We start from the raw sequence: 12,093 nt of genomic DNA on the forward strand, positions 1-12,093 counted from the left end.
AGAGCACTTCAACGATGACTTTGCCTACACCTTTGCCCGTCGATCTCGACAAGGTTTCTGCGGGGCTTGCGGCACTTGCTTCTGCCGCCCCCGCGCCGCTGCAGCATTTCACCCTGGAAAACGGCCTGTCCGTTTACCTGCGGGAAGATCACCATACCTCGCTGGCCGCAGTCCAACTCTGGTATCACGTGGGCTCCAGCGATGAACCAATCGGCCATACCAACCTGTCACACCTTCTGGAGCATTTGATCTTCGAAGGTAGCAGCAAGCTTGCGGCCGGCCAGTATTCCCGAGTGATCGCGCGCATTGGTGGCGAGGCCAATGCCACCACGCACCTGGACGCCACTTCATACGAAATCTCGCTACCGGCCTCCCGCCTGCCAATCGCACTGGAAATCATGGCCGACGCCATGGACAGCGCGACCTTCGCTCAGCCCGAAATGGACCGGGAAATCAAGGCGGTCGAGGACGAACGCCGGCTCAAGTTCGATATCCAACCGGATCAACAAGCCTTCGATCGGCATAGCGCTCTTGCACACGGGGCCAGCCCCTACGCTGCCCCGACTTTCGGCTACCCGGCCGACCTTGGCAACATCAAGCTGGAGACCCTCCGTACCTGGTATCGCACATGGTACCAGCCAAACAATGCCACCCTCGTGGTTGCCGGCAGCGTGGATTTGCCAACACTTCGGCAACAGGTAACACGTTACTTCGCAAGCTTGCCCAAGGCACCGATCGCCGACCGGCCGGTGCCGCGCCACGACACGCTGCTACAGGCACGCAGCCATGTTGTGAGCCTGCCCGGATTACGCGACGGACTCATCATGTCGTTCAACGTCCCAGGCAAAGCTACCGCCCCGGACACGGCAACGGCACCAACACTGGAACTGCTCAGCGAACTGCTCGGCGAAGGTTTCAGCTCCAGGCTGTATAGCGATCTGGTACGGGACAAACGCATGCTGACAGGCGTCAGGACGACGTATGACCCGCTGGTTCGGGGCGACACGCTGCTAACGATTTCAGCCTATGTGAACACCGCCAACGCCACGCCGGAAGAGGCCGCGGAGGCCGTTTACCAGCATGTGGACGAGCTGCGGAGCAAGGTTCTGTCCGCAGAGGAGCTCGAGCGCGCGAAGCTGCGCATGCTCGCGAGCCGTCTATACAGCCGCGACGACCTTGCTTCGCAGGCAGAGCAGATCGGCGCGGCCGCCGCCGTCGGCCTTCCAGCCTCGGTTATCGACCAGGACATCGCCATCATCCGCCATCTCGGGAGCGCGAAGGTGCAACAAGTGGCGTTGGATTATCTGGGACGCGAACGGCTGACCATCACCTACCTTCAGCCAGGAGCGCCAGCATGAACCACAACAACTCCCTTACCGCCCGGCCCCTGCTGTGCGACGGCCCCGCTACCGATACCGCCCTCGCGGCCATGGCCAATTTGCGGTCCACACAGGATATCGAGCTTGGTCAGGTTCCACCCTTGCAAGCCGCGCCGGAACTGTGGCAAACCGCTGAAGGCGCGAAAGTCAGCTTAATTGAAACCCATGGCCGTCCAATGTTCGACCTGGCACTGCGCTTTCGCGCGGGCAGCGTCCTCGACGGCACCAACCCAGGGCTTGCAGCGCTTGTACTGTATAGCCTGGATCAAGGGACCGAGCAGCTCGATGCAGCGCAGTTTGCGCAGCAGATAGAGGGTTATAGTGCAATCCTGAGCAGAAGAATCAGCGATGACAGTGCTGTCATCACACTACGCTGCCTGAGCCTGCCAACGTTACGTGCCAGCGTCATGCAGTTGCTTGCCGACATGCTGGCTCGGCCTGCTTTTCGTGAACCTGACGTGGCAAAAATCCGCGAGCGTATAGCTTTCAATCGGGCCAAGCTAGGCAACCACCCTTTGATACGGCTAGCAGACACGACAACCGCACATGTCTTCAGAGGCCACCCATATGCCTCCCGCCTCACCGCGGACACTATCTCCAGTATCAGCGACGAGCAGATAAGGGCTTTCCACCAACGCGCCTACTCGGCCAACAACCTCGATATCGGCCTGGTGGGAGACCTCACCCGCGAAGAAGCAGAGCAACTCATCAACGACCTCGTCCGGGCTCTACCGCAAGAGTGGGCCGCAACAGCCCCGCCACCGGCGCCCGAACATCAGCCACTTGTGCAGCACCTGGAAGCCGCCGGGGGCGCGACCCGAGCAATACTGACGGTTTCGTCCAAGGCGTCACCACGCGACCCGGTATTCCCTGCGTTGACATTGCTGAACGTGATTCTCGGCAGTACCTATGAATCACGGTTGTCGCAAGAGTTACGCACCCTGCGAAACCTGACCTACTCCATCTATTCCGACTTGAAGCCACTCGACGCCGCGAGCTTGTTGCAAATTCACTGGGATACCGCGCCTCAATACAGAGACGCGGCCGGTGCGCTGGTGTCGGGCATACTGGCGTGCCTTCGCGACCGGGGCCCCAGCCAGGCGGAATGCGATGTGGCTGTGAACCAGATAGCAGGCAAACTGCATCACAATCTGGCAAACAACGCGAAACTTGCCCAAGCGCTGGCGACATACAGCCATCAAGGGTTACCGGGAGACCACCTGGCCACCTTCCTTGAGAAGCTCGGGGCACTCACGCCTGCGAACCTGCGTGAAGCCGCGCAGGTATGGTTGAACCATGACGCGCAGGTTTTCGTCACGCTTGGCCCGGTTACAGAGCAATTGCCGCTGCCGGTTGCACCGCCGGTCGACCAATAGCGCAGGTACAGTGGCGCTGTTCCATGGCACTCTAGGCAGGCACATCACGAGTCGCCCAGCATGCCCAGCCCCAGCGCCACATTCCGCCCGGCCATCGGCCTGTCCAACCCCCACCTGCAAACCCTGTGGGGGCCCCTGTGGCGCAAGTTGCCCGAACTGCAACGCAACCGCGAACGGTTGTGGCTGGCCGATGGCGATTTCATAGACCTGGACTGGCACGGCCCGCACCAGCCGCATGCACCGTTGGTGCTTGTACTGCACGGGCTGACCGGTTCCTCCCACTCGCCCTACGTCAAAGGCCTGCAACAAGCGCTGCAAGGCCGCGGCTGGGCCAGTGTGGCGGTGAACTGGCGCGGTTGCTCGGGCGAGCCCAACCTGCTGCCACGCAGCTACCATTCCGGCGCCAGCGAAGACCTGGCCGAAATCGTCAGCCACCTGCGCGCCCAGCGCCCTTTGGCGCCATTGTATGCGGTGGGTTATTCGCTGGGGGGCAATGTGCTGCTGAAGTACCTGGGCGAAAGCGGTGTCGCCAGCCAGTTGCAGGCTGCGGTGGCAGTGTCGGTGCCGTTTCGCCTGGACCACTGCGCCGACCGCATCGGCCAGGGCTTTTCAAAGGTGTACCAGGCGCATTTCATGCGCGAGATGCTGGCTTATGTGCAGCTCAAGCAGCGGCACTTCCACGACAAGGGCCAGCATGAAGGGCTGGCGACGCTGCAACGGCTGGGGCCGTTGGGTAACCTGCGCACGTTTTGGGATTTCGACGGCAAGGTCACCGCACCGCTGAACGGTTTTCGCGATGCGCACGACTACTACCGCCGCTCATCGAGTCATTTCTTCCTCGGCCAGAACCGCACGCCGACGCTGATCATCCACTCCAGCGATGACCCTTTCGTCTCCGGCCACAGCCTGCCAACGGCCCGCGAACTGGCGCCGCAGACCCGCTTCGAACTGCACAGCCGCGGCGGCCATGTGGGCTTTGTCGATGGCAGCCTGCGCAACCCGGGGTACTACCTGGAGCGGCGCATTCCGCAGTGGTTGGTGGAAGGTAGCTAGTCCCGAATATCCTGAGACTGCGCGATCCATGTGGGAGCGGGTTCACCCGCGAAGAATCCGGCGCGGTGGATGGCACCCGCTCTGCCGGTATTCGCGGGTGAACCCGCTCCCACAGAGTCCCTGCTAAAACCGCAGATACATTGTTATTCGCCAGTAGCCACACCATGCTCCGGATCATTGATCCACTCGCTCCACGACCCGGCATACAGCTTGCCCAGCGGATACCCCGCCAACGCCAGGGCAAACAGGTTATGACACGCCGTCACCCCTGACCCGCAATACGCCACCAACTGCTCCGGCGCACGCCCGGCCAGCTTTTCAGCAAAGCGCTGTTTTAGCTGCTCCGGCGGCAGGAAACGCCCATCGGCTCCCAGGTTGTCGGTAAATGCCGCGCACTGCGCCCCGGGAATATGCCCGGCCACCGGATCGATCGGCTCCACTTCGCCACGGAAACGCGGCAAGGCACGCGCATCGATCAAGGTCAGGTCTGCGTTACCCAAGCGCTTGGCCAGGTGCTCGGCATCGATCAGCAGCTTGCCGTCCGGCTCACCGTTGAAGGTGCCTTCCCGCTTGAGCGGCGGGTCCAGGCTGAGCGGCAGGTGCGCCGCATGCCAGGCCTTCAGGCCACCGTCGAGGATCGCCACGCCGCTGCGCTTGCCCAGCCAGGCCAGCAGCCACCAGGCACGGGCGGCAAAAGCACCAGGGCCGTCGTCGTACAGCACCACCTCGCTGTCGTCGTCCAGGCCCCACTCACGCAAGCGCTCGACCAGCCGGCGTGCATCCGGCAACGGGTGGCGCCCGGTGCGCCCCTTGCTCACCGGCCCGCTGAGGTCACGCTCCAGGTCGGCAAAATGCGCCCCGGCAATATGCCCCTGGGCATAGCTGCGTTGGCCATAGTCCACATCCTCGAGGGCAAAGCGGCAGTCGAGGATCACCAACTTGGGCGAGCCCAGACGCTCGGCCAACTGCTGCGGGGTGATCAATTGCGCTAGGGGCATGACAATCTCCTGATCGATGGCACTATCGATAGCACTAAGGCCCTGGGCTAGTGCTCCAGGGCCTGGTTGAACGGTACATGGAATTCCTGGCAAAGGGCGTCCACCGCATTGCGGGCGTTGTCGGTGACGAAGCCGAGCTCCAGCACCAGTACCTGGTAGACGCCGCGCTTGAAGGCTTCTTCACCCAGGTGCGCGGAATGCTCCCGCGTGGTGCTGAGAAAACGTACCCAGGACGTCAACACGATCCAGGCGTTGATGGTCAGCGATTCGATCTGCGCTGGTGCCATGGCCAGGATGCCCGCCTCGACGAAGCCGCGGTAGATCGCCTGGCCCTGGCGCAGGCAGCGCTCGGAAAAGCGCCGATAACGGGCGGCCAGTTCCGGGTCGCTGTCCAGCAGGTGCTCCAGGTCGCGATGCAGAAAACGGTAGTTCCACATCGCCGCCAGCAGGGCCTTGAGGTAGAAGCGCTTGTCTTCCACGGTCGCCGCGCGGCCTTGCGGCGGGCGCAGGAAGCTGTCCACCAGTTCTTCGTACTGGCTGAACAGCAAAGCGATGATCGCCTGCTTGTTGGGGAAGTGGTAATACAGGTTGCCGGGCGAAATTTCCATGTGCGCGGCAATGTGGTTGGTACTGACGCTGCGTTCGCCCTGCTGGTTGAACAGCTCGAGGCTGTTCTGCACGATGCGCTCTCGGGTCTTCATGCGCGGGGCCATGCTCAGCTCCCAGTCTGCGGGCCTTCATCAAAGGGTCATCTTACGGCGTATTGGCAATGGAATGCACCGCTCGACAACGCGGAAAAATTCGCACCATGGTACAAATTAGAGTATAGGCTCTAGGGATTCCCTGCCCGGACTCGAAGCCGCCATGAACTCGCCCAGTGCCTTGCCCCCTGTGCAATCCGACCTCGACCTTGCGGCGACGTTCGCCACCCAGCGCCAGGCCTTTTCCGGCAACCCCTTGCCAGCGGCGGCGCAGCGGCGCCAATGGCTGAAAAGCCTGCGGGAAGCCTTGCTGGCCGGCCAGGCCGAACTGATCGAGGCAATCGGCCAGGACTTTGAGGGGCGCAGCGCCGACGAGACCTTGCTGGCCGAGCTGCTGCCCTCGGTGCAAGGCCTGCGCCACGCCGAAAAGCACCTGCAGCGCTGGATGCGCGCCAGCCGGCGCAAGGTCGGCCTGGCCTTCCAGCCGGCCAGCGCTCAGGTGCGCTACCAACCCCTGGGCGTGGTCGGCATCATCGTGCCGTGGAACTACCCGCTGTTCCTTGCCATCGGCCCGCTGACCTGTGCCCTGGCCGCCGGCAACCGGGTCATGCTCAAGCTCAGCGAAGCCACGCCCGCCACTGGCCAGGCGCTCAAGCGACTGCTGGAGCAGGTGTTCCCCACCGATCTGGTCAGCGTGGTGCTCGGCGAGGTCGAGGTAGGTCAGGCCTTTGCCCGCCTGCCGTTCGATCACCTGTTGTTCACCGGTGCCACCAGCGTCGGGCGCCAGGTAATGCTGGCTGCGGCGCACAACCTGACCCCCGTCACTCTGGAACTGGGCGGCAAGTCGCCAGCCATAGTCTCGGCCGACGTACCGCTGGACAGCGCCGCCGAGCGCATCGCCTTCGGCAAGACCCTCAACGCCGGGCAGACCTGCGTCGCCCCCGATTACGTACTGGTGCCACGCGAGCGGCTGGAGGCCTTCAGCGAAGCCTACCAGCGTGCCGTACACCGGCTGTTCCCGCGCATCGCCGACAACCCCGACTACACCGCCATCATCAACACGCGCCAGCTGCAGCGCTTGCAGCACCTGCTGGACGATGCCCACGCCAAAGGTGCGCAGGTGCTCGACCTGTACCCCGGTGAAACCCGCCAGGGCCGGCGCCTGCCACCCCACCTGCTGCTGGAGGTGAACGACGGCATGCAGGTGATGCAGGACGAAATCTTCGGCCCGCTGCTGCCGCTGGTGCCCTACGACAGCCTCGAGCAGGCACTGGCCTATATCAACCAGCGCCCGCGCCCTCTGGCGCTGTACTACTTCGGCTATGACCGCGCCGCTCAGGAGCAGGTGTTGCGCCACACCCACTCCGGCGGGGCATGCCTGAACGACACCCTGCTGCACGTGGCTCAGGATGACTTGCCGTTCGGTGGCATCGGCCCTTCAGGCATGGGCCATTACCATGGCCATGACGGCTTCCTGACCTTCAGCAAGGCCAAGGCGGTGCTGGCCAAGCAATGCCTCAACGCTGCCCGGTTGATCTACCCGCCTTATGGCAAAGCCCTGCAGCGTCTGGTCTTCAAGCTTTTCATCCGCTGAGGGCCGGCCCATGCACCGCCGCGACCTGCTGCGTTTCAGCCTTGGCGCCAGCGTCTTTCTGGCCGGTACCAGCCTGGTCGGCTGCAGCGCACAGACAGCCGCGACGGGCTACCAGGTACTGCGCGACGACGACCTGCCGCTGCTGAACGCGCTGATCCCGGTGGTACTGGCCGGCACGCAGGCCGCCGAGACTCTGGTGCTGCACAGCCTCGACCACAAGTTGGCGGCGCTGTCGCCGGAAATGCTCAAGCTCACCCGGCAGTTGTTCGACGTGCTCAACCTGCCGCTCACCCGCGGCCCACTGACCGGTGTCTGGGGTGCATGGGAGCAAGCTAGCACCGCGCAGGTCACGGCCTTCCTGCAACGTTGGCAGCGCAGCTCGCTGAACCTGCTGCGCATGGGCCACGCCTCGCTGCTGCAGTTGCTGCAGATGGCCTGGTATGAACGCCCTGAATCCTGGGCCCACTGCGGTTACCCGGGGCCACCGAAAATCTGAAAACGACAAGAGCAGCGCCAATGCCTGTACCCGACCCCTTTCGCCAAGGCCTGGAACGCGGCTGGATCACCCACGACGCGTCGCGCCTGGAGCACGACCTCACGCTGGAGGCCGACGTTGCCGTGATCGGCAGTGGCGCCGGTGGGGCTACCAGCGCACAGATGCTCAGCACTGCCGGCTTCAAGGTGCTGCTGATCGAAGAAGGCCCGCTGAAGACCAGCAGCGATTTCCACCTGCTGGAAAACGAAGCCTATGCCAGCCTGTACCAGGAAGGCCTGGGCCGCATGAGCAAGGATGGCGCCATCACCATCCTCCAGGGCCGTGCCGTGGGCGGCACCACGCTGGTCAACTGGACCTCGAGCTTTCGCACGCCGCCACAGACCCTGGCGCACTGGGCCGCGGCCCATGACGTGACCGGCCTGGGCGAAGAGCAAATGCGCCCCTGGTTCGAACGCATCGAGCAGGAACTGGGCATCACCCCATGGGCCTTGCCACCGAATGCCAATAATGACGTGCTGCGCCGTGGCTGCGAACAGCTGGGCTATCGCTGGGCAGTGATCCCACGCAACGTGCGCGGCTGCTGGAACCTGGGCTACTGCGGCATGGGTTGCCCGGTCAATGCCAAGCAATCGATGCTGGTAACGCGAATTCCCGCCACCCTGGAACGGGGCGGCGAGCTGTTGTACCTGGCTCGGGCCGAGCGCTTCGAACACAACGGCGAGCGCATCCAGGGCTTGTCATGCCAGGCCCTGGATAGCCAGGGCATACACGCCACAGGCCGGCAGGTCCGCGTTCGCGCACGTCACTACGTCCTTGCCGGTGGCGGCATCAACAGCCCGGCCCTGCTGCTGCGCTCCGACGCGCCCGACCCGCACGGACGCCTTGGCAAACGCACCTTCCTGCACCTGGTCAACTTCAGCGCTGCACGCTTCAACGACCGTATCGACCCTTACTACGGCGCGCCGCAGTCCATTTACAGTGACCACTTCCAGTGGCAAGACGGCAGCGACGGCCCGGTTGGCTACAAGCTGGAAGTACCTCCGCTGCACCCTGCCCTGGCCAGCACGCTGCTGGGCGGGCATGGCCACGAGAATGCCCGGCGCATGGCCGAACTGCCACACACCCACGTGATGCTGGCGCTGCTGCGTGACGGCTTCCACCCGCAAAGCCAGGGCGGCGCCGTGGAGCTGCGCGGCGATGGCTCACCGGTGCTCGATTACCCGATCACCGACTACCTGCGCGACGGTCTGCGCCGCGCCTATCGCAGCATGGCGCAGATCCAGTTCGCCGCCGGCGCCACCCAGGTCACCCCGGTGCACAGCGATGCCAGCGCTGCATCCAGCCTGGAGCAGGCCTTGGCCATGATCGACAAATTGCACCTGGAGCCCTTCCGCACGCGCCTGGGCAGCGCCCACGTGATGGGTGGCTGCGCCCTCGGCGACGACCCGCGCCAGGCGGTGTGCGACAGCCTTGGCCGCCATCACCAGCTGGAAAACCTGTCGATTCACGACGGCTCGCTGTTCCCCACAAGCATCGGTGCCAACCCGCAACTGTCGGTGTATGCCATCAGCGCCAAGCTCACCGAAGCGCTGGTCGCCCGCCTGGCACACAGCGCATGACAAGCAACCGGGCCCCTGTCTATAGTGCCATCAGCCGGCCGCATGACTTGGCCGGGGCGCCGTCGCTGCGCTACCATCCGACTCCCCAACGCACTCCAGCCAGGATGACGCGATGAACCGAGTGTTGTACCCGGGTACTTTCGACCCCATTACCAAAGGCCATGGCGATCTGGTCGAGCGCGCCTCGCGGCTGTTCGACCACGTGATCATCGCGGTGGCGGCCAGCCCCAAGAAAAACCCGCTGTTCCCGCTGGAACAACGGGTGGGTCTCGCCCGTGAGGTCACCAAGCACCTGCCCAATGTCGAAGTCATCGGCTTCTCCTCGCTGCTGGCGCATTTCGCCAAGGAACAGGGCGCCAACGTCTTCCTGCGCGGCCTGCGTGCGGTGTCCGACTTCGAGTACGAGTTCCAGCTGGCGAACATGAACCGGCAACTGGCGCCCGACGTCGAAAGCCTGTTCCTCACGCCTTCGGAGCGCTACTCGTTCATTTCCTCGACCCTGGTCCGGGAAATTGCCGCGCTGGGGGGGGATATCAGCAAGTTCGTCCACCCAGTGGTGGCAGATGCGCTGACCGAACGCTTCAAGAAGTAATCTTTAGCGGCTGATCATCGCGCCCGCGTGCACTGCGGGCGCGAATGCGGCACAATTGTGCCCACTGCGTTGAACATGCCCGGGCGCTGAGCCCCGGCCGGAGTCCCCATGTCCCTGATCATCACCGACGATTGCATCAACTGCGACGTCTGCGAACCCGAGTGCCCGAACGAGGCCATCTCCCAAGGCGAAGAGATCTACGTGATCGACCCTAACCTGTGCACCCAGTGCGTGGGTCATTACGACGAGCCGCAGTGCCAGCAGGTCTGCCCGGTCGACTGCATCCCGCTGGATGAAGCGCACCCGGAAACCGAAGAAGAACTGATGGCCAAGTACCGCCGAATCACCGGCAAAGCCTGATCGCTGTATGGCAAGGGCTTCGCCCTTGTTCGCGGGTAAACCCGCTCCCACAGGTATTGCACTACCCTCAAGGCCTGCGCTGTACCTGTGGGAGCGGGTTCACCCGCGAATTGGGCCGCACAGCGGCCCTAGCCTCAGCGCTGACAGCGCGGGCAGAACACGCTGGCCCGTTGCCCCAGCTTCACCTCGCGCAACTCCGTGCCACATACCTTGCACGGCTGCCCGCCCCGTCCGTACACGAACAATTCCTGCTGGAAGTACCCAGGCTGCCCGTCGCCACCGATGAAGTCGCGTAGCGTGGTGCCACCCTGCTCGATCGCCGCCGCCAGCACGCGCTTGATCTCGATCGCCAACTTCAGGTAGCGCGCCCGGGAAATCCCGCCCGCCTCCCGACGAGGGTCGATGCCGGCGGCAAACAGCGCCTCGGTTGCGTAGATGTTGCCCACACCCACCACTACCGCGTTGTCCATGATGAACGGCTTGACCGCCATCGATCGGCCGCGTGACAGCTGGAACAGGCGCTCACCGCCGAACAGGTCGGTCAACGGCTCCGGCCCAAGGCGCAGCAACAGCTCGTGATTGAGCGGGTCCAGGCTCCACAGCATCGCGCCAAAGCGGCGCGGGTCGGTGTAGCGCAGCATCAACCCCGACTCCAGCTCGATATCCACATGCTCATGCTTGGCCGCCGGCAGGCCCAGCTCGACCAGGCGCAGGTTGCCCGACATGCCCAGGTGGCTGATCAGGGTGCCGACCTCGGCATTGATCAGCAGATACTTGGCGCGCCGCTCGACACTGACGATGCGCTGCCCCGACAGGCGCACATCCAGGTCTTCCGGAATCGGCCAGCGCAGGCGCCGGTCACGCACCACCACCCGGCTGACGCGCTGGCCCTCCAGATGGGGCGCAATACCGCGCCGGGTGGTTTCTACTTCTGGCAATTCCGGCATGTGTCAGTGCCCACCCAACTCGCGAATGTTCTGCTTGAGGTTCTCGAAATCGTATTCCGACAAGCCAATGTAATCGAGCACCAGCGGGCCGACCACATTCCATTCGTGGTCCACGGTCTGGTTGCCCAGCACCCGGTACGATGCGCAGATGTGTTCGGCCATCTTCAGCACCGCCAGCAGGTTTTTCAGCTGGTTCTGGGTATTGCGCGAGCTCTCGTCGCGGAACACCGCCAGGGCGTTGTGGTGGTTGGCAATGGCCGCGCTGAGGTGCTCGGGCAGGCGCCAGGACTTGGCCGTGAAATAGCCGACCACCGAATGATTGGTGTTGAACGCGCGGTTTTCGGTATCGACCACGCGGGTTTCCTCGTCGGCCTTGGCATAGGCTTCTTCCAGCACCTCCATGTAGTCGGGGAAGCGCTTGAGCATAAGCGGCACGCCACAGTCATGGAACAGGCCCAGGGTGTAGGCCTCGTCCGCCGCCTGGATGCCGGTGCGCTTGGCCAGGGTCAGGCAGGTCATCGCCACGTCCTGGGCGGTGTCCCAGAAGCGGTTGAGGGTAACGATGGTCTCGTCGGACATCTCGCCCTTGATCGACTGGGCGTTGATCAGGTTGATGATCGAACGGCTGCCCAGCAGGTTCACCGCGCGCTGGATCGAACCGATCTTGTTGGAAAGGCCGAAATGCGGGGAGTTGACCAGCTTGAGCAAGGCGCCCGAGAGGCCCGGGTCCTGGGAAATCAGCTTGGCGATGGTTTCCAGGTCAGGGTCAGGCATGTACTGCTCGAACTGCAGGTCGACCATGATCTGCGGTTGCGGCGGGATGGTGATGCCTTGCAAGGCTTGCTGGATCTGTTCGGCGCTGAGTTCTTGGGACATACGTGCACACTCGTTTGGGACCGCCGATTCTAACCCTCCAGAGCGGAAAGGGACCAACCACTGAATCGTTGCGCCGGAACTTTACCTTATCCATCCAGGCCT

At 63.7% G+C, this 12,093-nt stretch carries 12 protein-coding genes; 8 read left to right on the plus strand and 4 right to left on the minus strand.

The window, feature by feature from the left end:
• The first annotated feature begins 14 nt into the window (after positions 1-14).
• From RIN61_RS10380 to RIN61_RS10390, 3 genes are read left to right on the plus strand one after another with little or no spacing between them, the layout of a single operon-like run.
• On the plus strand, positions 15-1,358 hold the full coding sequence (locus tag RIN61_RS10380) for a M16 family metallopeptidase (protein ID WP_112249702.1): 1,344 nt from the start codon (positions 15-17) through the stop codon (positions 1,356-1,358).
• Positions 1,355-2,755, plus strand: a complete 1,401-nt coding sequence (locus tag RIN61_RS10385) for a M16 family metallopeptidase (protein WP_313857037.1) — start codon at positions 1,355-1,357, stop codon at positions 2,753-2,755. Before RIN61_RS10380 ends, RIN61_RS10385 begins: the two co-directional genes overlap by 4 nt.
• Positions 2,756-2,815: 60 nt before the next feature.
• Positions 2,816-3,808 carry a hydrolase gene (locus RIN61_RS10390; RefSeq protein WP_112249706.1) on the plus strand — a complete coding sequence of 331 codons (993 nt, stop codon included), beginning with the start codon at positions 2,816-2,818 and terminating at the stop codon, positions 3,806-3,808.
• A 143-nt stretch (positions 3,809-3,951) separates the two neighbouring features.
• Here the strand turns inward: RIN61_RS10390 and RIN61_RS10395 are convergent, their stop codons facing one another.
• A complete protein-coding gene (locus RIN61_RS10395; protein ID WP_112249710.1) occupies positions 3,952-4,806 on the minus strand; it encodes a sulfurtransferase in 855 nt (284 codons plus the stop codon).
• Positions 4,807-4,853: 47 nt separating this feature from the next.
• Positions 4,854-5,519, minus strand: a complete 666-nt coding sequence (locus RIN61_RS10400; RefSeq protein WP_025340981.1) for a TetR/AcrR family transcriptional regulator — start codon at positions 5,517-5,519, stop codon at positions 4,854-4,856.
• Between the two features lie 151 nt (positions 5,520-5,670).
• Between RIN61_RS10400 and RIN61_RS10405 the strand changes: the two genes are divergently transcribed.
• The 5 genes from RIN61_RS10405 to RIN61_RS10425 all read left to right on the plus strand — a co-directional run bounded on the left by RIN61_RS10405 (position 5,671) and on the right by RIN61_RS10425 (position 10,168).
• Positions 5,671-7,101, plus strand: coding sequence for a coniferyl aldehyde dehydrogenase (locus RIN61_RS10405; RefSeq protein WP_313857041.1), 1,431 nt, complete (start codon positions 5,671-5,673; stop codon positions 7,099-7,101).
• Positions 7,102-7,111: 10 nt separating this feature from the next.
• Positions 7,112-7,597 (plus strand): twin-arginine translocation pathway signal protein, encoded by a 486-nt coding sequence (locus tag RIN61_RS10410; RefSeq protein WP_215520526.1) that lies wholly within the window; start codon positions 7,112-7,114, stop codon positions 7,595-7,597.
• Between the two features lie 20 nt (positions 7,598-7,617).
• Positions 7,618-9,216 (plus strand): GMC family oxidoreductase, encoded by a 1,599-nt coding sequence (locus RIN61_RS10415; RefSeq protein WP_215520527.1) that lies wholly within the window; start codon positions 7,618-7,620, stop codon positions 9,214-9,216.
• Between the two features lie 112 nt (positions 9,217-9,328).
• Positions 9,329-9,808 carry a pantetheine-phosphate adenylyltransferase gene (gene coaD, locus RIN61_RS10420; RefSeq protein ID WP_112249717.1) on the plus strand — a complete coding sequence of 160 codons (480 nt, stop codon included), beginning with the start codon at positions 9,329-9,331 and terminating at the stop codon, positions 9,806-9,808.
• A 108-nt stretch (positions 9,809-9,916) separates the two neighbouring features.
• Complete coding sequence (locus RIN61_RS10425; RefSeq protein ID WP_013974644.1) at positions 9,917-10,168, plus strand: YfhL family 4Fe-4S dicluster ferredoxin; 252 nt, start codon at positions 9,917-9,919, stop codon at positions 10,166-10,168.
• Between the two features lie 134 nt (positions 10,169-10,302).
• On the opposite strand, the gene mutM is transcribed toward RIN61_RS10425, so the two are convergent.
• Both mutM and RIN61_RS10435 read right to left on the minus strand, forming a co-directional pair.
• Positions 10,303-11,115, minus strand: coding sequence for a bifunctional DNA-formamidopyrimidine glycosylase/DNA-(apurinic or apyrimidinic site) lyase (gene mutM / locus RIN61_RS10430; RefSeq protein WP_112249719.1), 813 nt, complete (start codon positions 11,113-11,115; stop codon positions 10,303-10,305).
• Between the two features lie 3 nt (positions 11,116-11,118).
• Entirely contained in the window at positions 11,119-11,937 is an 819-nt protein-coding gene (locus RIN61_RS10435; protein WP_181457298.1) for an HDOD domain-containing protein, read from the minus strand.
• Between the last annotated feature and the right edge of the window lie 156 nt (positions 11,938-12,093).

Source organism: Pseudomonas inefficax, assembly GCF_032164165.1.
In the GTDB taxonomy this organism is placed as follows: Bacteria; Pseudomonadota; Gammaproteobacteria; order Pseudomonadales; family Pseudomonadaceae; genus Aquipseudomonas; species Aquipseudomonas inefficax.

Bases quoted from the DNA above. Each gene is read 5' to 3' on its own strand.
- RIN61_RS10405 (WP_313857041.1), top strand. From the start codon at position 5,671: ATGAACTCGCCCAGTGCCTTGCCCCCTGTGCAATCCGACCTCGACCTT.
- RIN61_RS10395 (WP_112249710.1), bottom strand. From the start codon at position 4,806: ATGCCCCTAGCGCAATTGATCACCCCGCAGCAGTTGGCCGAGCGTCTG.
- RIN61_RS10425 (WP_013974644.1), top strand. From the start codon at position 9,917: ATGTCCCTGATCATCACCGACGATTGCATCAACTGCGACGTCTGCGAA.
- coaD (WP_112249717.1), top strand. From the start codon at position 9,329: ATGAACCGAGTGTTGTACCCGGGTACTTTCGACCCCATTACCAAAGGC.
- RIN61_RS10385 (WP_313857037.1), top strand. From the start codon at position 1,355: ATGAACCACAACAACTCCCTTACCGCCCGGCCCCTGCTGTGCGACGGC.
- RIN61_RS10410 (WP_215520526.1), top strand. From the start codon at position 7,112: ATGCACCGCCGCGACCTGCTGCGTTTCAGCCTTGGCGCCAGCGTCTTT.
- RIN61_RS10415 (WP_215520527.1), top strand. From the start codon at position 7,618: ATGCCTGTACCCGACCCCTTTCGCCAAGGCCTGGAACGCGGCTGGATC.
- RIN61_RS10400 (WP_025340981.1), bottom strand. From the start codon at position 5,519: ATGGCCCCGCGCATGAAGACCCGAGAGCGCATCGTGCAGAACAGCCTC.
- RIN61_RS10380 (WP_112249702.1), top strand. From the start codon at position 15: ATGACTTTGCCTACACCTTTGCCCGTCGATCTCGACAAGGTTTCTGCG.
- mutM (WP_112249719.1), bottom strand. From the start codon at position 11,115: ATGCCGGAATTGCCAGAAGTAGAAACCACCCGGCGCGGTATTGCGCCC.
- RIN61_RS10390 (WP_112249706.1), top strand. From the start codon at position 2,816: ATGCCCAGCCCCAGCGCCACATTCCGCCCGGCCATCGGCCTGTCCAAC.